At 68.0% G+C, this 19,684-nt stretch carries 21 protein-coding genes and 1 pseudogene; 16 read left to right on the top strand and 6 right to left on the bottom strand.

Going from position 1 to position 19,684, the window contains the following annotated elements:
- The 5 genes from CAL29_RS00955 (at position 1) to hpf (ending at position 3,419) form a co-directional block, all read left to right on the top strand.
- Positions 1-606, top strand: a complete 606-nt coding sequence (locus CAL29_RS00955; RefSeq protein ID WP_373559710.1) for a KdsC family phosphatase — start codon at positions 1-3, stop codon at positions 604-606.
- Positions 607-618: 12 nt separating this feature from the next.
- Entirely contained in the window at positions 619-1,302 is a 684-nt protein-coding gene (gene lptC, locus CAL29_RS00950) for an LPS export ABC transporter periplasmic protein LptC (protein ID WP_094851143.1), read from the top strand.
- Positions 1,299-2,009, top strand: coding sequence for a lipopolysaccharide transport periplasmic protein LptA (lptA, locus tag CAL29_RS00945; RefSeq protein WP_094851142.1), 711 nt, complete (start codon positions 1,299-1,301; stop codon positions 2,007-2,009). Before lptC ends, lptA begins: the two co-directional genes overlap by 4 nt.
- 90 nt (positions 2,010-2,099) lie before the next feature.
- Positions 2,100-2,888: an LPS export ABC transporter ATP-binding protein gene (lptB, locus tag CAL29_RS00940; RefSeq protein ID WP_179283861.1), complete on the top strand. Its 789-nt coding sequence runs from the start codon at positions 2,100-2,102 to the stop codon at positions 2,886-2,888.
- A gap of 207 nt (positions 2,889-3,095) precedes the next feature.
- The gene (hpf, locus tag CAL29_RS00935) at positions 3,096-3,419 is read left to right on the top strand and encodes a ribosome hibernation-promoting factor, HPF/YfiA family (protein ID WP_094851141.1); all 324 of its coding nucleotides are present in this window, start codon (positions 3,096-3,098) and stop codon (positions 3,417-3,419) included.
- Between the two features lie 203 nt (positions 3,420-3,622).
- On the opposite strand, the gene CAL29_RS00930 is transcribed toward hpf, so the two are convergent.
- Positions 3,623-4,633 carry an aldo/keto reductase gene (locus CAL29_RS00930; protein ID WP_094851140.1) on the bottom strand — a complete coding sequence of 337 codons (1,011 nt, stop codon included), beginning with the start codon at positions 4,631-4,633 and terminating at the stop codon, positions 3,623-3,625.
- Between the two features lie 102 nt (positions 4,634-4,735).
- Between CAL29_RS00930 and CAL29_RS00925 the strand changes: the two genes are divergently transcribed.
- Positions 4,736-5,617, top strand: a complete 882-nt coding sequence (locus CAL29_RS00925; protein WP_218831789.1) for a LysR family transcriptional regulator — start codon at positions 4,736-4,738, stop codon at positions 5,615-5,617.
- Positions 5,618-5,644: 27 nt separating this feature from the next.
- Here the strand turns inward: CAL29_RS00925 and CAL29_RS00920 are convergent, their stop codons facing one another.
- On the bottom strand, positions 5,645-6,181 hold the full coding sequence (locus CAL29_RS00920; RefSeq protein ID WP_094851139.1) for a GlcG/HbpS family heme-binding protein: 537 nt from the start codon (positions 6,179-6,181) through the stop codon (positions 5,645-5,647).
- Between the two features lie 125 nt (positions 6,182-6,306).
- Between CAL29_RS00920 and CAL29_RS00915 the strand changes: the two genes are divergently transcribed.
- Genes CAL29_RS00915 through hprK form a run of 3 tightly spaced genes read left to right on the top strand, consistent with a single transcriptional unit; the run spans position 6,307 to position 8,693 of the window.
- Complete coding sequence (locus CAL29_RS00915; RefSeq protein ID WP_094851138.1) at positions 6,307-7,239, top strand: LysR family transcriptional regulator; 933 nt, start codon at positions 6,307-6,309, stop codon at positions 7,237-7,239.
- Positions 7,240-7,294: 55 nt separating this feature from the next.
- The gene (locus CAL29_RS00910; RefSeq protein ID WP_094851137.1) at positions 7,295-7,750 is read left to right on the top strand and encodes a PTS sugar transporter subunit IIA; all 456 of its coding nucleotides are present in this window, start codon (positions 7,295-7,297) and stop codon (positions 7,748-7,750) included.
- Positions 7,751-7,766: 16 nt separating this feature from the next.
- Positions 7,767-8,693, top strand: a complete 927-nt coding sequence (gene hprK, locus CAL29_RS00905) for an HPr(Ser) kinase/phosphatase (protein ID WP_094851136.1) — start codon at positions 7,767-7,769, stop codon at positions 8,691-8,693.
- Between the two features lie 159 nt (positions 8,694-8,852).
- On the opposite strand, the gene CAL29_RS00900 is transcribed toward hprK, so the two are convergent.
- The gene (locus CAL29_RS00900) at positions 8,853-10,160 is read right to left on the bottom strand and encodes a c-type cytochrome (RefSeq protein ID WP_256977103.1); all 1,308 of its coding nucleotides are present in this window, start codon (positions 10,158-10,160) and stop codon (positions 8,853-8,855) included.
- A 200-nt stretch (positions 10,161-10,360) separates the two neighbouring features.
- A pseudogene (locus CAL29_RS00895) lies at positions 10,361-10,933 on the bottom strand (c-type cytochrome); the annotation flags it as partial.
- Positions 10,934-11,522: 589 nt separating this feature from the next.
- Here CAL29_RS00895 and rapZ point away from each other — a divergent pair.
- Complete coding sequence (rapZ, locus tag CAL29_RS00890; protein ID WP_094851134.1) at positions 11,523-12,395, top strand: RNase adapter RapZ; 873 nt, start codon at positions 11,523-11,525, stop codon at positions 12,393-12,395.
- A 173-nt stretch (positions 12,396-12,568) separates the two neighbouring features.
- Positions 12,569-13,564, top strand: coding sequence for a septal ring lytic transglycosylase RlpA family protein (locus tag CAL29_RS00885; protein WP_094851133.1), 996 nt, complete (start codon positions 12,569-12,571; stop codon positions 13,562-13,564).
- Positions 13,565-13,836: 272 nt separating this feature from the next.
- Here the strand turns inward: CAL29_RS00885 and CAL29_RS00880 are convergent, their stop codons facing one another.
- Together CAL29_RS00880 and rsmI are read right to left on the bottom strand one after the other, a co-directional pair.
- The gene (locus CAL29_RS00880; protein ID WP_094851132.1) at positions 13,837-14,430 is read right to left on the bottom strand and encodes a methylated-DNA--[protein]-cysteine S-methyltransferase; all 594 of its coding nucleotides are present in this window, start codon (positions 14,428-14,430) and stop codon (positions 13,837-13,839) included.
- Positions 14,431-14,543: 113 nt separating this feature from the next.
- A complete protein-coding gene (rsmI, locus tag CAL29_RS00875; RefSeq protein ID WP_094851131.1) occupies positions 14,544-15,488 on the bottom strand; it encodes a 16S rRNA (cytidine(1402)-2'-O)-methyltransferase in 945 nt (314 codons plus the stop codon).
- A 387-nt stretch (positions 15,489-15,875) separates the two neighbouring features.
- On the opposite strand from rsmI, the gene CAL29_RS00870 reads away from it, so the two are divergent.
- The 5 genes from CAL29_RS00870 to nudC all read left to right on the top strand — a co-directional run bounded on the left by CAL29_RS00870 (position 15,876) and on the right by nudC (position 19,549).
- Entirely contained in the window at positions 15,876-16,430 is a 555-nt protein-coding gene (locus tag CAL29_RS00870; RefSeq protein WP_256977102.1) for a YraN family protein, read from the top strand.
- 261 nt (positions 16,431-16,691) lie between these two features.
- Complete coding sequence (locus CAL29_RS00865) at positions 16,692-17,285, top strand: phosphoheptose isomerase (protein WP_094852627.1); 594 nt, start codon at positions 16,692-16,694, stop codon at positions 17,283-17,285.
- A complete protein-coding gene (locus tag CAL29_RS00860) occupies positions 17,285-18,040 on the top strand; it encodes a BON domain-containing protein (RefSeq protein WP_373559680.1) in 756 nt (251 codons plus the stop codon). The genes CAL29_RS00865 and CAL29_RS00860 overlap by 1 nt, the downstream gene beginning before the upstream one ends.
- The gene (locus tag CAL29_RS00855) at positions 18,037-18,528 is read left to right on the top strand and encodes a peroxiredoxin family protein (RefSeq protein WP_094851129.1); all 492 of its coding nucleotides are present in this window, start codon (positions 18,037-18,039) and stop codon (positions 18,526-18,528) included. Before CAL29_RS00860 ends, CAL29_RS00855 begins: the two co-directional genes overlap by 4 nt.
- Before the next feature lie 211 nt (positions 18,529-18,739).
- Positions 18,740-19,549: an NAD(+) diphosphatase gene (gene nudC, locus CAL29_RS00850; RefSeq protein WP_094851128.1), complete on the top strand. Its 810-nt coding sequence runs from the start codon at positions 18,740-18,742 to the stop codon at positions 19,547-19,549.
- The last annotated feature ends 135 nt before the right edge of the window (positions 19,550-19,684 follow it).

Here is a 19,684-nt window from a genome sequence, read left to right as displayed (position 1 = left end):
ATGATGGCAAGCGGAGCAACCCGGCCGCATCCGGCCGAAGCGCTGGTCCTGGCGCGCGTCGCGCCCCTGGTGAAGGAACGCGCCGCGGCGGTGCGCCTGATGGTGTTCGACGTCGACGGCGTGCTGACCGACGGCAGCCTCTACTACGGCGAAAACGGCGAAATGTTCAAGCGCTTCCATGCGCTGGACGGCCACGGCCTGCGCCTGCTGGCCGAGGGCGGCATCGGCGTGGCGCTGATCACCGGCCGCGCCGGCGCCATCGTCGCTCGCCGCGCGGCCGAACTGGGCATCGCCGACGTCATGCAGGGCGTGCGCGACAAGGGCAAGGCCCTGACGGAACTCGCGCAGCGTCATGGCGTCTCCCTGGACCAGACGGGCTATATGGGCGACGACATCATCGACCTGCCCGCCATGCAGCGCGCCGGCTTCTCGGCCAGCGTGCCCAATGCCCCCATCTACGTTTCGCAAGGCGCGCACTGGATATCCAGCCAGCCTGGCGGCAGCGGCGCGGCGCGCGAATGCTGCGACCTGCTGCTGGCGGCGCAGGGCCGCCTGGGCGCGCTGCTGTCCACGCCCGGCCTGCTGGGCTCCGGCGTCATCCAATAAACACAGGCAGGAATGAAAGAACGCTTCCCCTCCCTCATCGCGCTGTTCCTGCTGCTGGCCCTGGTGGTCGGCACGTGGTGGGCGGCCGACTATACGCAACGGGCGGTGCAGAACGACCCGCCGCGCCGCTACACCCACGAAATGGACTCCTGGTCGCGCAACTTCACGATGGTGCGCACGGACGTGGACGGCAAGCCCATCAACCGGCTGGAAGGCGACTACGGCGAACACTATCCGGACGACGATTCCTACGTCGTCACCATGCCGCGCGCGGTCGGCCTGCGCCCCGGATCGCCGGTCACCATCGGCACGTCGCTGACCGGCACCATGTACGAAGGCGGCAAGCGCATCGTCATGGAAAAGCAGGCCCATCTGCACCGCATGCCGGACGCCGACACGCCGCCCATGGACGTGCACAGCGAAAAGCTCATCATCCTGCCGGATGACGACGTCATGTACACCGACCTGCCGGCCCTGGTCACGCGCGGGAAATCGACGATGAACGGCACCGGCATGAAATACAACAACAAGACGCGTCAGCTCGAGGTCTTTTCGGCGTCCAACGTCAACATCGACAATACCGACACGCAGGGACATTCCTCGTCTTCCGGCAAGTCGGGCAACGGCAAAGCCGCCGACGACGCGAAGCCCGCGCCTTCCCATACCGAATCCGCCTCGCAACAAAAAAAACCATGACCCAAATCCGACCTTTTTCCTTTTCGGCCCTGCTGTTCGGCGTGCTGCTCGCGGGCGCCGCCGGTTCCGTGGCCGCCCAACAGGGGCCGGCGAATGCCGCCCCCAAGTCCGGCCAGGGCAGCGCCGCGCCGGCCAAGAGCAGCACCGGCAAGGCGGCCACGCCGGAAGAGGAACCGAACACGCAGATCCTGTCCGACACGCTGCACTACGACGACGTGAAGAAGACCAGCGTCTTCACCGGCAACGTGATCATGACGCGCGGCCTGCTCACCATGAAGTCGGACAAGCTGGAACTGCACGAGGACGCGCAAGGCGGCCAGTTCGGCGTGGCGACCATGAACAACACCAGCCGGATGGTGAACATCCGCCAGGAACGCCCCGAGAACTTCGAGCTCATCGAAGGCGTGGGCCTGCGCGCCGAATACGACGGCCCGAAGAGCCAGTTCGACCTGATCGGCCAGGCCGTGGTCACGCGTTACATCTGCGGCAAGCAGTTCGACACCATCCGCGGCCAACGGGTCCGCTACAACGACAAGGCCGGCACCTACGAGGCCATCGGCGGTCCCGGCTCGTCGGCGCCTGGCGGCCGCGTGCGTTCCATCGTGGAGCCGCGCGCGCGCACCGACGCGGCCATCGAGGAGTGCCGCCGCGCCCAGGCCGCCAAGGCGCCCCTGCCCTCTCCCCCGCCGGCCAAGACCACCCGTTGATCGGTCCGGCCGTCCTGAATACCGTCCCTTCCCGCCGCGGTCCCGACCGCGAGGCCGCGCGCGGGCCGTACGCCCCCTACCCCGTCCACGATGATCACTGAAGCCACTTCCACCAATCCCGCCAAGCCGGTGGGCCCGCCCAGCCAACTACGGGCAACCGGCCTGCGCAAGACGTACAACGGCCGCACCGTGGTGCAGGACGTATCGCTGTCGGTATCGAGCGGCGAGGTGGTGGGCCTGTTGGGCCCCAACGGCGCCGGCAAGACGACCAGTTTCTACATGATCGTCGGCCTGGTGCCGGCCGATGCCGGCCGTATCGAGATCGAAGACCTCAACATCACGGCGCTGCCCATACACAAGCGCGCGCGGCTGGGGGTGTCCTACCTGCCGCAGGACGCCTCGGTGTTCCGCCGCCTGACGGTGGAGCAGAACATCCGCGCGGTGCTGGAATTGCAGGTGGACCAGAACGGCCGTTCGATCTCGAACGCCAGGATCAACGAAAACCTGGAATCGCTGCTGGACGAGCTGCAGATCGGCCACATCCGCCGCAACACCGCCATCTCCCTGTCGGGCGGCGAGCGGCGCCGCGTGGAAATCGCCCGGGCGCTGGCCACCAGCCCGCGCTTCATCCTGCTGGACGAACCCTTCGCCGGCGTGGACCCGATCGCGGTGATCGAAATCCAGCGTATCGTGCGCTTCCTCAAGAGCCGCGGCATCGGCGTGCTGATCACCGACCACAACGTGCGGGAAACCCTGGGCATCTGCGACCGCGCCTACATCATCAGCGAAGGCAAGGTGCTAACTGACGGCAATCCTGAAGACATCATCAGCGATCCCGCCGTCCGCCGCGTATATCTGGGCGAACACTTCCGTATGTAACGCCGTCTGTCGGCGCCCGCGCACCGCGCGGGGGAGCGGCGAAGCGGCTTGTAAAAAGGACGTCGATAGGGCTTCCCGGGTCTTGAATTACGACCCAGAGTCATTACACTAGGATTACCGACCACCTGTTTTTGCAGAGGAGGACTGTTACGCAAGCAACGCGCATCATGCGCCCCCCTTTGTTTTCTGGCAGAAGGAGATTGCACTATGAATCTGAGCATCTGCGGTCGTCATCTCGACGTCACCCCGGCCCTCCGGGAATATGTAGTCAACAAGCTGGCGCGAGTACTCCGGCATTTCGATCACGTCATCGATACGCAAGTCATGCTTTCGGTCGAACGGCTGCGGCATTGTGCGGAAATCACGATGCGTTTACGCGGCAAGGACATCCACTGCGAGGCCCAGGACGAAAACCTTTATGCGGCCATCGACTTGCTTGCCGACAAAATCGACCGTCAGGTCATCAAGCACAAGGACAAGGTGCAAAGCCACGACAACGAGTCTGTGAAGCGGCAACCCATAGCGGTCTAAGTCCCGCACAGCGCCTCGCAAACACTCGTAGTCTGAGCTGATTTCCCGGCCTCCGGCCAGGGAACGCGCAGCAGGTGCAAGGCCTGCCATCCGAGTAAGTCGCCGATGACCCCGCGTTTCGCAGTACGGGGCATCGGTGCCTGAAAACCCTCCCGCAGCATCCCCCCAGCATTCATCGACATACCGCGACGATCACGCGCCGTTCAGGACGTGGCCTCGGGAACGTTCGTGCCCATGCCTTCCGGCAGCAGCGGCGCGATCTCGGCAAGTTCGTCCGCGCTCAGGCGGAAACCCGCCGCGCCGATCAGCCCGTCGACCTGCGCGGGACGGCGCGCACCGACAATGGCGCCGGTGACGGCCGGATGCGCCAGCACCCAGGCGATCGCCACGGCCGCCGGCGTCAGTCCATGCCGCTGCCCTATGCGGCGAAAGGCTTCGACCAGCGCGAGGTTGCGGGTCAGCCGAGGCTCCTGGAAGTCCGGGCTGCGTGTCTTGCGCCAGTCGTCCTCCGGCAGGCCGGCAATACGCTCGCGCGTCATCGCTCCCGTGAGCAGGCCCGATTGCAGCGTGGAATAGGCGATGACGCCTATGCCTGCCTGCTCGCAAAACGGCAGGATTTCCGCCTGAACCTCGCGCATCAGCGCCGAGTACGGCGGCTGCAGCGCAGCGATGCCGGTGACCGCCTGGGCGCGTCGCAGTTGCGGCACGTCGAAGTTGGAGACGCCGATGGCGCGGATCTTTCCCTGCTCCCGGGCCTGGGCCAGCACCGACAGCGCGGCCTCGATGCCCTCGTCCGGGCCGCCCGGCGGGAAGGCCGGCCAGTGGAGCTGGTACAGGTCTATCGTCTCGACCTGGAGGCGGCGCAGGCTGTCCTCGATCTCGCGCGCCAGCGAGGACGGAGCCAGCGAGTGCGAGATGCGGCCGGTGGCGCGATCCCACACCAGGCTGCCCTTGGTGAACACCAGCGGGCGCCGCGATGCCGGCACGCGGCGCAGGAGTTGGCCGACGATTTCCTCTGCATGGCCCAGGCCGTAGATGGCGGCCGTGTCGATCCAGTTCACGCCGCGTTCGACGGCGTATTCCAACGCGGCCAGGCTATCGGCGTCGTCCTGTGCGCCCCAGCCGAACTCCCAGCCCGGACCGGCGATGGCCCAGGTGCCCAGCCCGATGGGCGAAATCGTGAAATCGGCGTTGCCGAGACGCTTCTGCTGCATGGTCCCACCTTTCGTTCAATGGAGAGACGCCAGTGTCTCGTGGTGGATACCGCGCGACAAGCCGCGTTATGCTTGATGAACTACTGAGTTTTGTTCATCAATATGCCTCCCAACCTGCATGAACTCGACACCTTCGCGGCGGTGGCGCGTCACCGCAGTTTTCGCAAGGCGGCCGCCGAACGCGGCGTGTCGGCCTCGGCCTTGAGCCACGCCCTGCGCGGCTTGGAAGAACGGCTGGGCGTGCGGCTGCTCCATCGCACCACGCGCAGCGTGACGCCGACCGAAGCCGGAGAGCGCCTGCTGGCCCGGCTCGACCCCGCCTTGCGCGAGGTGGCCGATGCGTTGGCGGACGTGACGGCCTTGCAGGCGGTGCCCGCCGGCAAGGTGCGCCTGAACGTGCCGCGCCCGGCGGCCCGCCTGCTGCTGGCGCCGATACTGGCCCGCTTCGCGGCGGCACATCCGCGCGTGCAGGTCGAAGTGGTGACCGACGATGGACTGGCCGACATCGTGGGCGCCGGCTTCGATGCCGGCATGCGCTTCGGGGAAAGCCTGGCCGGCGACATGGTGGCGGCGCCGGTCGGGCCGCCGCAGCGATTCGTTTGCGTGGCGTCGCCCGATTACCTGGCCGCGCGCGGCATACCGCGCACGCCGCGCGACCTCCTCGGCCATGCCTGCATCGGGCGGCGTTTTCCGAGCGGGAATCTATATGCGTGGGAATTCCAGGCCGAGGGGCAGCCGCTGCGCATCGACGTGTCGGGACCTCTGTTGCTCGATGACGACGTACTGATGATCCAGGCCGCCCGCGACGGCGCGGGCATAGCCTATGTCTACGAGGCGATGGTCGCGGACGATATTGCCGCCGGCCGGCTGGTCCTCGTCCTGGATGCCTGGAGCGCGATGCCCAGCCGCTTCTTTCTCTACTATCCCGGCCGGCGCCAACTGCCGACGGCGCTACGGGCCCTGGTGGATTTCATCAAGTCGTAGCGGCCGCGGCGGCAGGGGCAGCCATTTTCAATGGAAATCCCCTTTGTATTTGTCGACGGCCGCCTGGGCGCAGGCTTCGTCCTTGTCGCCGCCCGGGGCGCCCGACACGCCGATGCCGCCGATCACGGTGCGGTCGGCCGTCCGCAGCGTGACGCCGCCGGGGATGAAGAGGACTTCCGGAACGGTCGCCAGCACGCCGCCGTCAAGCGGGCCGGTCACCTTCGCGGCGATCAGTTCGCTGGTGGAATCCTTGTTGAAGGCCATGCCATAGGAATAGGCCGTGTAGGCCTTGCGATAGGAGACGGACAGCGATTGCAGCGGCACCGTGTCGCCCTTGACGACCGCTTGCTGATGGCCGGTCGGGTCGACGACGGTGGCGGTGACGGAGTAGCCGCGGGTCGCGCACACGCGCACCGCTTCATTGGCGAGCGCATCGGCTGTTTGCCAGCGCAGCTTTTTCGTGGCGACGAGGTTGCTGTCGTCGGCGTGGGCCAGGGAGGCCGTGGCGGCGAATACGACCGCGGCCGTGGCCGAAGTGAGGGAAAGCTTGCTTGAACGGACCATGTCGGACACTCCAGGGTAGAAGGCGGAGCAGCAAAAAATGCTGCATTGCGGTAATGCTCGGCTACCTTCGGATATCGAAAAATGGTCTAATTTCGGGAAGACTTTCCGGTAAATGGTCGAAATCGATGCATGCCATCACGCAGATGGAAATCTTCGTCGAGGTGGTGCGGCAGGGCGGTTTTTCCGCGGCCGCCCGCAGCCTTGGCCTGGCGCCGTCCGTCGTGGCCGACCGCGTGGCCGGCCTGGAAAAGCGGCTTGGCGTGCCGCTGCTTCTGCGCACCACGCGGCGCCAGTCGCTGACCGAGGCGGGCGAGGCGTATTTCCAGGAAGCCACCCGCATCATCAAGGACTTCCATGCGCTGGAAAGCCGGATCGTCGATAGCGCCACCGCCCTGCGCGGCACGCTGCGCGTCACGGCGCCGAATCCCTTGGGACAGCGCTGGATCGCGCCGTTCATCGGGCAATTCGCGTCCAGCCATCCCGGCATCGCCACCCATCTGACGCTCGACGACCGCTTTGCCGACATCGTCGCGCAGGGCTTCGATATTGCGATCCGAGGCGGGCCCGCCATCGATTCGAACCTGATCGGGCACCATCTGTTCGACACCCGGCGCGTGGTGGTCGCGAGCCCGGCCTACCTGGATCGCCATGGCGCGCCGGGCCATCCCGACGAGCTTGCCGCGCATCGCTGCCTGGTGTTCAACACGCAATCCCACCTGCAGGCGGAATGGCGTTTCGAGCATGCCGGCGCGGCGAGAAAACTGCGCGTGACGGGCGCGCTCGCCGCGACCGATTCCGGCTTGCCGGTCGCCTGGGCCGTCGCGGGGCTGGGGCTCGCGCAGAAGTCCTGGTGGGAGGTCTCGGATCATCTGGCGGCCGGGCGGCTGGTGACGGTGCTCGACGCCTTCGAGCCGGAGCCGGCGAGCTTCTACGCCATCCACCCGGTCAGCCGCAGGCAATCCAGAAAGGTGGCGCTTTTCGTCGAGGGGCTGGTGGCCTTGTTCGCCGAAATGGATGGCGGCCTGCGTCCTTCCGGATCCTCAGCGCCGCCAGTATGATGAAGCGCGGCGTGGTGCGTTTTTTGCAGCGCCGCAATCACCCTATAATCCGTCAATGAACCATTTGTCCCGCATCCTGCCCCCGGGGAACGTCGTGCTCGATCTGCTGGCCACCAGCAAGAAGCGCGCATTCGAACAAGCGGGCCTGCTATTCGAAAACAACAACGGCCTGGCGCGATCCACCGTCTTCGATAGCCTGTTCGCGCGCGAACGCCTGGGCTCGACCGGTCTGGGCCAGGGCGTGGCCGTCCCGCATGGACGCGTGAAGAATCTCGAACACGCGCTGGCCGCCTTCATCCGCCTGGCGCAACCCGTCGCCTTCGACTCGCCGGACAGCCAGCCGGTGACGCTGCTGCTGGTGCTGCTGGTGCCCGAGGCGGCGACGCAACAGCACCTGGACATCCTCGCCGAACTGGCGCATTTGATGTCCAATAAGCCGCTGCGCGAAGCGCTCTACACCGAAACCGATCCGGCTGCAGTGCATCGCATGCTGACGACGGGCAAACTCTGACCCCTCCGATACCGCCATGCTTACCGTCCAGGAACTGGTCGACGACAACGCCGACACTATCCCCTTCAATTGGATCGCGGGACAGGGCGCCGCCGAGCGCGTGATCCCCGATGACGGCATGGCGGCCGCCGACCTCGTCGGCCACCTCAACCTGATCCACCCTTCCCGCATCCAGGTATTCGGCCAGGAAGAACTGGCGTATTACTCGCGCTTCGATCTGCGCCGCCGCATGCACCACATGGACGAGCTGCTGATCGGCGGCGTGCCGGCCATTCTGCTCGCCGACGGCCTGTCGCCGCCGCAGGACCTGATCGAGCAGTGCGAACAGCACCAGGTGCCGCTGCTGGGCACGCCGGTGGCCGCCGCGCAATTGATCGACCTGCTGCGCATTTACCTGGGCAAGAAACTGGCGCCGACCACGACGGTGCACGGCGTGTTTCTGGACGTGCTCGGACTGGGCGTGCTGATCACCGGCGAATCGGGCCTGGGCAAGAGCGAACTGGCGCTGGAATTGATTTCGCGCGGCCACGGTCTGGTCGCCGACGACGCGGTGGAACTGTCGCGTACCGCGCCCAATATGATCGAAGGCCACTGTCCGTCCTTGCTACAGAACCTGCTGGAAGTGCGCGGCCTGGGCCTGCTGGATATCCGCACCATCTTCGGCGAGACCTCGGTCCGCCGCAAAATGCGCCTGAAGCTGATCGTGCACCTGGTGCGCGCCACGGCGCAGGACAAGTTCGAGCGCCTGCCCTTGCAGGACATTACCCAGGACATGCTGGGCCTGCCTATCCGCAAGGTCATGCTGCAGGTCGCCGCCGGGCGCAACCTGGCGGTGCTGGTGGAGGCGGCCGTGCGCAACACCATCCTGAAGCTGCGCGGCATCGACACGCTGGGCGAATTCATGGAACGCCAGGCCATGGCGATTCTCCAAAGCAGCAAGTAGGACGACGGCGCGAGGCGGCGGCGCGGGAATCCCCGCGGCGCTTGCAGCCAAGCCCGAGCCTCATTTGCCCAAGCTTGGTTGCCCAGGCTGAATCGAGCGCATTGGGAGCCTCGTCGAGGCACGATCCGCGCCTATCCCGTATCGCCTGTCGTTTATCGCCTATCTCGCGCGCTTGACCTGCAAGGCGGTGACGCCGCCGGCCTGGTTGCCCCATTGATTGCGGATGTAGCTGACCACCGCCGCCACGTCGTCGTCATTGAGCACCTGGCCGAAAGGCGGCATGCCGTGCGGTTGCGGATCCGCCGCGGTGGCGGGGGCGAATCCGCCGTCCAGCACCACGCGTATGGCGTTCTGCGGCGACGGCGCGGTGACGCTGATGTTGCCCGCCAGCGGCGGCCACGCGGGCGGCCGGCCCTCGCCCTGGCTCTGGTGGCACGCGACGCAATACGTTCCGTAGAGTTTTTCGCCGCGCCGCATGGTGGATTCGCCCGGCGGCGCAGCATCGACGGCGGGCGTGGCGGGCAGCGACTTCAGGTAGTTGGCGATGGCCAGCGCGTCGGACGGGCTCAGGTATTGCGTGCCGCCGGTCACCACTTCGGCCATCGGCCCGCTGGCGCTTCCGCGCGCCGAGGCGCCGTCGCGCAGCAAGGCCGCGATGTCGGCGGCCGTCCATTGCGCCAGGCCGGGCGACGACCCGTCCGGCGCGGGGCCGGCGTGCAGGGACGGGCCATACCAGCCCAGGCCCAGGATGTCGCCGCCGGGCAGGCCCTGGCCCGTGGTCGCGCCCAAGGCGTCGCGCGGCGCATGGCAGGCGACGCAGTGGCCCAGGCCTTCGACCAGATAGCGGCCGCGCGCGACGCTGCCGTCCGCGTTTGCGTTCGCATCCACGTTCGCGGTCACGGTCGCGGGCGCGCCGGCATCCGGTTCCGCGGCCGGCCGGAAATGCAGCGCGCGCCAGAACGCCAGCAGGTAGCGCTGGTCGTAGGGAAAGTCGAGTTCGTGCGGCCGGTTTTCCTGATGCACCGCCGGGAGGCTGCGCAAGTAGGCGTACAGCGCGTCGGCGTCGGCGCGCGTGACGTGGGTGTATTCCGTGTACGGGAAGGCGGGGTACAGCAATTGGCCGTCCGGCCGCTTGCCATGATGCAAGGCGCGCCAGAAATCGTCGGCGGTCCAGTTGCCGATGCCGGTTTGCGGATCCGGCGTGATGTTGGGTCCGTACAAGGTGCCGAACGGCGTCGGGATCGCCGCGCCGCCGGCATAGGGCGCGCCGCCGCGCACGGTATGGCAGGCCGCGCAGTCGCCGACGCGGGCGAGGTAGGCGCCTTGGGCCACGCGCTGGGCCGGATCGGCGACGGGCGCGGCGGCGGCCGTCCGCGCGGACGCGTCCTCGCGCGTTCCCAGCCAGTACAACAGGCCCGTGGCCGCGACCAGCAACAGCAGCAGGACCGCCAGCCCGCGAGCGGCCATACGTCGCCATGTGCTCCGGCTCATCGTGCGTCCTCCTGGCTGCCGCATTGGACCGGCAAGGTCAGGCTGCCGGCCGGCGCGGGAACGTAGCCCGCGCGATCCTCGCTTACGGTGGCGCCGCTGTTCGCGGCGGTATTGCCTTGCGGCGAGGCGTCGCTTTGCATCGAAGCCTGCCCTTGCATTGAAGCGTCGCTTTGCGCCGAGCCGCTGGCCGGCGAGGCGGTTGCTTGCGGGACGGGTTGGGCCGACAGCCATGCGGCGACGGCGGCGATGTCGGCGGGCTCCAATCGCCGCGCGACGTCAGACATGCAGTCGGGGGCGGCGGCACGGCGCAGGCCGCTCTGCCAGCTTCCGATCTGCGCGCCGATGTAGTCGCGCGGCAGGCCCAGCAGGCCGGGAATGGCCGGCAGCACGCCGCTCAGGGCGGCGCCGTGACAGGCGCTGCACGCCGGCAGGCCGCGCGCTTTGTCGCCCTGGCGCACCAACTGGCTGCCGCGTGCCATCTGCGCGGCATCGGCCGTGGTCGGGGCGGGCGCGGGATAAGGCGGATGCTGGTCGGAAAACCAGGCGGAGATGTCGCGCAGGTAGGCGTCCGGCAGGTCGCGCAGCAGGTGCGCCATGGGCCGGTACTGGCGGCGGCCGTCGCGGAAGTTCTGCAACTGGTGAAAGAGGTAGTCCCTCGGCTTGCCGGCGAGACGCGGGTAGTAGCCGTCGGCGCCCGCCCGGCCCTGCTCGCCATGACAGGCCGTACAGGCCGCCAGGCGCGCCCGCATGGTGCCCGGCTCCAGCTTGGCACCGGGGGCGGACGCCGCGCCCTGCGCCGCGCCGGCAGCGGTGGTGCCGGCTGCGGAAGCTGCGGAGGCTGCGGTGCTGGCCGGGAAGGTCCCGGCCTGGACCGGGCGGGCCGCGGAGCCCTCGGCCTGCGCCCGGCAAGGCGCGGCGATGGAAACGGCGATCGAACACAGGAGCGGCGGCAAGGCCAACGCCACGGCGCGGCGCCACGACGGCGCGAGGCGGCGCGCATGCGCCAGGGATGGTGTGAAGCAATTCGACGACACGGTCACGCACCTATTCGTTATTGGAAAAAGCAGTGCGATGCAACAACCCGGCCGCCATCCCGAGCGGGGGGCGGCCAGGCAAGACCATAGCAGATGCGCGGCCTCGGCGCAGGGAAGAAGGGAACGCCGGAGGTCCGCGGCAGGCGGCGATGAGCGCGAATCGAGGCGGGGAAGCATCCGATGGGAATCGAACCGGAAGGCTGCGGGGCGGCTTCCTTTCTCGCTCCCTGATTTGCACAATTGCCTCTCTTCTATAAGACCAGCCATATTTCTCCAGCAATTTCATGCAACAATCGTGCTCACTATGTTGAGAGTCGTTCTAATTACCGGTATTTCCGGCTCCGGCAAATCGGTCGCCCTGCGCCTGCTGGAAGACTCCGGATACACCTGCGTCGACAATCTGCCCGTGCGTTTCCTGGCCGACTTCATCGCCAGCGCGCGCACCGACCGGATGGAGCGCGTGGCCGTCGCCATCGACGTGCGCTCGCCCGGCGAACTGGCGGAACTGCCGGCCGCCATCCACACGCTGCGCAATATGGGGACCAGCCTGCGGGTGGTCTTCCTCGACGCCAACACCGACACGCTGGTGCAGCGCTATTCCGAATCGCGCCGCCGCCATCCCCTGACCGAACGCCTGCAGCGCAACGGCAAGACGCCCTCGCTGCTGGACTGCATCGAGCTCGAACGCGAACTGCTGGCGCCGCTGCGCGACCAGGAGCACGTCATCGATACCTCGTCGCTGACGCCGGGCCAGTTGCGCGCCTGGATCCGCGACCTGGTGCAGGCGGACCGCCAAGCCATCCTGCTGACCTTCGAGTCCTTCGCCTTCAAGCGCGGCGTGCCGCGGGACGCCGACCTGGTCTTCGACGTGCGCTGCCTGCCCAATCCTTATTACGATCCCGCGCTGCGGCCGCTGACGGGGCGCGACGCGCCGGTGGCCGCCTATCTCTCCAGCTTCGAAGCCGTCGGCCAGATGATCGACGACATCAGCGGGTTCATCCAGAAATGGCTGCCGCGCTACGCCCAGGACACGCGCAGTTATCTGACCGTTGCCATCGGTTGCACCGGTGGCCAGCATCGTTCGGTTTATATTGTTGAGCAGTTGAAGGAACGTTTCAGCGACTACGCCCCTCTACTAGTGAGACATCGCACGCAATTACCCGAAGAACACGCATGATTTTTCGCTTTCCGCGCCTTGGCTTCGCCGCCGCCCCTGAAGGGACCGAGACAAATCCCGATCCGGAGCGGCAAGCGACACGGCCGCGGCTGGCGTGGACGTGTTTTTCCCGGGACGAGGCCACTGGCGGAAAGCGTGCCGCCGGCGCGCGGCAGGGGGCGCGCAGCATCGGGATGCTGCTCTGCATGGTGCTGGCGGCCTTGCTGGTCGCGGGTTGTTCCAGCACCGGGCACAAGCGTGGCGGCGGGTACTACAAGGACGACGGCCCGGGCGACAACATCCCCGCCAACATCGACGCCATTCCCGACGCCGTGCCGCGCGTCGAGCCCTACGCCAGCGGCGCCAACCGACCCTACGTCGTGTTCGGCAAGCGCTATGTGCCGGACACCTCCGACCGCCCGTTCAGGCAAGAGGGCGTCGCTTCCTGGTACGGCAAGAAATTCCACGGCAACTCGACCTCCATCGGCGAGCCCTACGACATGTACGCGATGACGGCCGCGCATCCGACGCTGCCCATTCCCAGCTATGCGCGGGTGACCAGCGCCATCAACGGCAGGAGCGTCATCGTGCGGGTCAACGACCGCGGCCCCTTCCACGACAACCGCATCATGGACCTGTCGTACGTGGCGGCCTACAAGCTGGGGATCATCGGGCCCGGCAGCGGCGAGGTGACGGTGGAGCGCATCCTGCCGGATGAGGCGCGACGCCTGGCCGCCGCGGCGGCGGCGCGCGGCACGGCATCCGCCGCTCCGGCGCCCGCCGTGGCCGCGGTGGCCGCCGAAGGCGAGGCGCCGGTGACCGAGCCGTCCGCGTCCATTCCCATACCGTTGGCGCCGGCCGCACCGGCCGCGGGCACGATGACCGCCCTGCCGTCGTCCGCGCCGGCGCCGGTCATCCCGGCGCCCGCCCTGGCGCGCAGCGGCGCGGCGACGGCCGGCAGCGTCTATTTGCAGTTGGGCGCGTTCAGCCAGGCCGGCAATGCGCAGTCGCTGGTGTCCCGCGTCAACGGCCCCCTGGCCGCCGCCGGCCTGCCGCAGGCGCAGGTGGCGCAGACGGGAAATCTTTATCGCGTCCACGTAGGTCCGTACAGCGACCGCAACGCCGCCGAGGCCGCCCTGCAATCGGTCGCCGACCGCACGGGCATCCTGCCCAGCATCATCACGCGCTGATATCGCCGGCGCGCAGCGCGGCGACCGCGCCGAAGGCCGACGACAGGCTGGGCCAGTCTCGTGTCCCGGAAGTTCATGCCTCAAATGAAATCGACGCATGCGTGCGCGGGCAGGGCGCAAACCACAGCGCCAGCCGTAGTGATCGCGAGGGTTCGCAACGCCGGCGTGCGCGCGGACACGCGCTCATGGGCGCGAAGTTGCAGAACACGGGGCCATCGCGCCGCTATCGCCGCCGGTAAGGGCTCCGGCGATAGCGATACGCGGTAAAGGTCCTACCAGGCCAGGGTGCCCTGCGCCGGGTCGGTGTTCTGGCGGCGCGTGCGCGGCGTCAACTGGCCGTAGGTGTGGCCTTCGTGGGAAAGCAGCGTGCGCTTGCGCGCCAGGCCGCCGCCGAAACCGGTCAGGGAAGTATCGCTGCCGACGATGCGATGGCAAGGAATGATGATGGAGATGGGATTGCGACCCACGGCCTGGGCCACTGCCCGCACAGCGGACGGGGGACGGCCGATGCGGCGCGTCAGGTCGCCATAGCTTTCGAGGGCGCCGAAAGGCAGTTCGCACAAGGCCTGCCAGACCTGCTGCTGGAAGGGCGTCCCGCGCGGCGCCAGGGGCAGGTCGAAATCGCGCCGCGCGCCGCTGAACCAGTCGGTCAGTTGCGCGACGGCCTTCCGCAGGAAAGGATCGTCGGGCGCCGCCACTTCCGCCTCCGGGCGATAGAACGGCCCGCATCCGGCGGCCACGGTATCGCCGGGGTCCATGAACCATGCCCCCACCAACTGGCCGCCGCGCGCGACCAGCCGCATCGGCCCGACGGGCGTGGGGACGATGACATAGACGTCAGTGTCGGTGTCGGTCACAGCGGACATGGAATCCTCCCTTGGACGACGAAGCCGGCCGCGCGGCTATCGGCGTATCGGCGTATCGGGCGATCGCGGCCGTGATCGCCCGGGGTATACGAGCGGCGGCGGCCATCGCCAATTCAGACTGTCTGTTCCTCGCGCTGCTTGCGAGCCAGCGCGCGGTTGTACAGGACGTCTCGCGGCAAGCCGGTGATGCGCGCCGCCACGCGGGCCGTGTCGCGCACCGACAAGGCGTCGAGCAGCGCATCGAGCAAGGCGTCCGTGGTAGCGTCGGCCTCGTCGGCATCCTGGCCGCCCGCGGCCGCATGCAGGATCAGCACGAACTCGCCCTGGGTGCGATGCGGCTGCGCGGCCAGCCAGTCCGCGGCCTCCCGCAAGGGCATGGTGGCGATCTCCTCGAAACGCTTGGTCAATTCGCGCGCCACCGTCACCTCGCGCTCGGGCCCGCACACCGCCAGCATGTCCTGCAGCGTGGCCGCCACGCGATGCGGCGATTCGTACAGCACGACGGGCGCCGGCACGGCGGCCCAGCGCTCCAGCCAGCGCGTGCGCGCCATGGCCTTGGCCGGCGGGAAGCCGGCGAACGCATAGGCGGGGTTTTCATCGGTGGTCACGCCGCTGCCCATGAGCGCGGTGATGACCGCGCTGGGACCTGGCACCGGCACCACCGCAAAGCCGGCGGCGCGGGCGGCGCGCACGATGCGCGCCCCGGGATCGCTGACCGCCGGCGCGCCGGCATCGGAAATCAAGGCCACGCGCTGGCCCTGTTCGAGGCGGGCGACGATGGCCCCGGCGGCCTCGGCCTCGTTATGGCGGTGCGCAGCCATCATGGGCGTGGCGATGCCCCAGGCGTCGAGCAGGACACGGCTTTCGCGGGTGTCTTCGGCGGCGATCACGTCGGCGCGCGACAAGGCCTGCCAGGCGCGCAGGCTCAGGTCGCCCAGGTTGCCGATAGGCGTGGCGACCACGTAAAGGGTGGATGCCGGCCACTGCTGGCCGGCGACTCGATCGGCGATACGCGCCCAGGCTTCCTGCCCAGGCACGTTTGCGGAGGATGCGTTCATGGTGAGGAACCTGGCTCCAGGATATGGCCACAGTTTAGTCCCTTCCCCAACGCGCGATCCGCCTCCACTATGAGCGATGCCTGTCCCCCTATGAACGCGCCGGGCCGCCCCAAGCGTGAATCCTCCCTTGGGGAGGAGGTCGCGCGGCGACAGGAGGGCACACCAATCAACGCGCCGGGCCGTCCCAAGCGTGAATCCTTCCTTGGGGAGGCGGTCGCGCAGCGACAGGAGAGTAGTCCAGTGAGAAATGCCAGCAAACCATCGCGGACGGTGGAACCGCGAGCCAAGGCCGCCGCCGGCCGGCAAGGGAAGACCGGGGCCGAATCCCCCCTCCCGGAATCTTCATCTCCCGATTCCCCATCCCCGGGCCACGCGGCCGCTGCCGCCATGCCGCGGGCCGCGGCGCCGGACATTTGCTGCGCCCCGCCGGAAGACAGCATCGACATGGCCTTCGCGCTGGCGCGTGAAGCCCAGCGCAAGGCTTGCCGGCTGCGCCGCCAGCGCCTGCGGCGGCGGGAAAGGAAAGCGGCCTTGGGCGGGCAGGCGGCGAACCAGGATGAAGATGCCGGGCCGGCGCGCCGCTCGCCCAGCCAGCGCCATGGCGACCGCTACGAGGACCGGGCGCTGGCGTCCCTGGCGCGGGCGGGACTGCTGCCGCTGGCGCGCAACCTGCGTTGCGCGACGGGCGAAATCGACTTGGCATTACGGGACGGCGATACGCTGGTGCTGGTCGAGGTCAGGGCCCGCACGCACGCGCGCTACGGCGCCGCCGCCAGCGTCGACCACGCCAAGCGCACCCGCCTGCGCCGGGCGGCCGCCCAATTGCTGCCGGCGCTCGCCCGGCGCCATTGGGGCGGCGTCCTGCCGGCCGTCCGCTTCGACGTGGTGGCCTATGACGCGGCGGGCGAAACCTGGCTGCGCGGCGCCTTCGCCGAGGAGTGAGCCGGCGACGCAGGCGCCACGGTATAACCGGCGGCCAGACGGCATCCCGGCATCCCGGCATTCCGCCATCCACCATCCACCATTCGCCATCCGCCATCCGCCATCCGCCATTCCAGCATTCCAGCATTCCAGCATCCCGCCATTCCACCGTCGCCGCTGCCCCCATCGACGCGGCCGATCCACGGCAACGGATCCACGACGAAAATCGTCACCCTTGGATAGAAAAAAGGACCGCTTCCCCGTGAGATAATCGCCGCCATGATGGATATGACCGCCCGCATGACCGCGCACTTCGACGACGCGGTAGCCGTGCATGAACAGAGCCGCGACGCCCTGGCGCCCTTGCTGGCCGCCGCGGCCGACATGCTTTTCAGCGCCATCGCCAATAACGGCAAGATCCTGGCCTGCGGCAACGGCGGCTCCGCCGCCGACGCCCAGCACCTGGTCGCCGAACTGGTGGGCCGCTTCGAGCGCGAGCGCCTGCCGCTGGCCGCCGTGGCGCTGAATACCGACACGGCCATTCTCACCGCCGTGGGCAACGACTACGGTTTCGAGGAAATCTACGAACGCCAGGTCAGCGCCCTGGGCCAGCCCGGCGACGTGCTGGTGGCCATTTCGACCAGCGGAAATTCCCCCAACGTGGTGCGCGCCATCGAGGCGGCGCACGAACGCGAAGTCCACGTCATCGCCCTGACCGGCAAGGGCGGCGGCACCGTTGGGGAACTCATGACGGATCACGATATCCATATCTGCGTACCGCACGACCGCACCATGCGCATCCAGGAAGTCCATGGCCTGATGTTGCACGCGCTCTGCGACGGTATCGATGCCTTGCTGCTGGGAGACCCCGAATAATGAGAATGCCCCGAAACCGCACCCGCACCCGCACCGCCCTGCTGGCCCTGAGCCTGGCCGGCGCCGCCCTGACCTTGTCGGGCTGCATCGCGCCGGTCGTGATGGGCGGCGCCGCCGCCGGCACCGCCGTGGTGGTCAGCGACCGCCGCTCCTCAGGCGCGCAACTGGACGACCAGAACCTGGGATTCAAGGTGCAGCACGCCATTTCCCAGAAGCTCGGCGACTCGGTGCGCATCGACGCCAATGTGTATGACGGCCAGGTCCTGCTGACCGGCGACGCGCCGACCGAGGCCGCCAAGGCCCAGGCCACGAACATCGCGAAGACCCAGGAAGGCGTCAAGACCGTCTACAACGAGATGGTGGTGGGCGCGCCGGCCAGCTTCGGCACCCGCTCCAACGACACCTGGCTCAGTTCCAAGGTGCGCACCAGCCTGCTCAACACCAAGTTCGTCCCCTCGGGATCGATTTCGGTGACGACCGACCGCAGCGTCGTCTTCCTTCAGGGAAAAGTCACCCAGACCGAGGGAGAATATGCCGCCAACGCGGCCGCCGAGGTCAGCGGCGTGCATAAAGTGGTAAAACTCTTCAATACCATCAGCCGGGAAGAGGCGGTGCGCCTGTCGGGCTCCTACAGCGATCCGACCGGCACCAGCACCAAATCGCCGGGTTCGGCGCCGGTCGTGAACGCTCCCGGCGCGGATAGCACCTCGAGCGCGCCGGGCGGCGCGGCCGTTGAATCCATGCCGATCAAATGAAAAAACTCGTCTTCGTCTTCGCGCTCGTGGTGGCGGCGGGTATCGCCTCCTGGTTCGTCTGGCGTCCCGCGCAGGCCGCCCCCAACGTCTCCTTCGCCGCCATCGACGGCCAGAAGCTCAGCTTGCAGGACCTGCGCGGCAAGGTGGTGCTGGTCAAGTTCTGGGCGACCGACTGCGTGACCTGCATCAAGCAGATGCCGGACACCATCGCCGACTACAACAAGTATTCGGCCCAGGGCTTCCAGACCGTGGCGGTGGCGATGAACTACGACCCGCCCAACTACGTGCTGAACTACGCGCAGACGCGCAAGCTGCCGTTCACGGTGGCGCTGGACACAAAGGGCGACGTCGCGCATGCCTTCGGCGACGTGCGGCTGACCCCGACGGCGTTCCTGATCGACAAGCAAGGGCGCATCATCAAGCGCTATCTGGGCGACTACGATCCCCAGGCCTTCCACGCGGAAATCGAAAAAGCCCTGAAGGGATGATCCCTTCGACGGCCATGCGGAAAGCAGCCGCCCGCAAGCACCTGCCCCGGGACGCCGCCGCGGCCCGAGCCGCCCCAAGCCCCTTGCCACGCAAGGGGCTTTGCACGTCAGGCCCCCTTTTTTCCTCATGATCCCGGGTGCGCCAGGCCCGCCTGCCGCCCTTTCCACCGTCCAACCGCCTCCGTCCACCGAACACGCACAGGATTTATTCATGTCGCTGCCCCCGGATACCTCCAGCCCCTCGTCCGCCCCCGCCGGGGCCTACCTCTTCGCCTTCCGCCGCGGGGAATTGCTGGTGCGCGAGGATGGACCGGTGCTGCCCCTGGACGATATCCGCCATCATCTGGCCGACCCCGAGGCGGCCTGGCAGGCGGTGGGCACCCACCGGGGACAGGCCTGTCTGGCGCTGGCGCTCGACCGCGACAGCGCGCCGCCTCCCGGCTACGTCTTCCGCCGCCTGCGTGAAGTGATGGGGGAGCTGGAAGCGCCGACGGGCGTGCTGGCCGGCCGCGCCTTCCAGGTGGCCGAATGGGCGCGCACGCACCGCTATTGCGGCGTCTGCGCGACGCCGACCGAGCGGGTGGCCAACGAGTTCTGCCTGAAGTGCCCCAACTGCGGCCACAGCAACTACCCGCGCATTTCGCCGGCGATGATGGTGTTGATCAAGAAAGGCGACAGCATCCTGCTGGCGCGCAACGCCAATTTCGCCGCGGCGCGCTATAGCGCGCTGGCCGGCTTCGTGGAGGCGGGCGAATCGCTGGAGGAAACCGTGCACCGCGAAGTGCAGGAGGAAGTCGGCCTGCGCGTGCATCAACTGCGGTATTTCCAGAGCCAGTCCTGGCCCTTCCCGCACTCGCTGATGCTGGCGTTCACCGCCGAATACCTGGACGGCGAGATCCAGGTCGACGGCACGGAGATCGTCGACGCCCGCTGGTTCGGGCCGGGCGATCCCCTGCCCAATATCCCGCCGACGGACTCCGTGGCCGGGCTGCTGATCCGCGCCAATCTGCCGGGAAGATAGGGTCACGGGGTATTATATTTCCATAAGAAATATACAAACGAGTATTTATTCTTTTACGTTAGTTAGGCTCCCCGGCATCATCCCGCCAGTTACAGCGCGATACGCATATGCGGAGAAACCGGCCCGGCCGGCGCC

Source organism: Bordetella genomosp. 10 (assembly GCF_002261225.1).
GTDB lineage: Bacteria > Pseudomonadota > Gammaproteobacteria > Burkholderiales > Burkholderiaceae_B > Bordetella_C.
The sequence above is the reverse complement of the archived record's forward strand: the minus strand, read 5'-3'. Positions and strand labels throughout refer to the sequence as shown.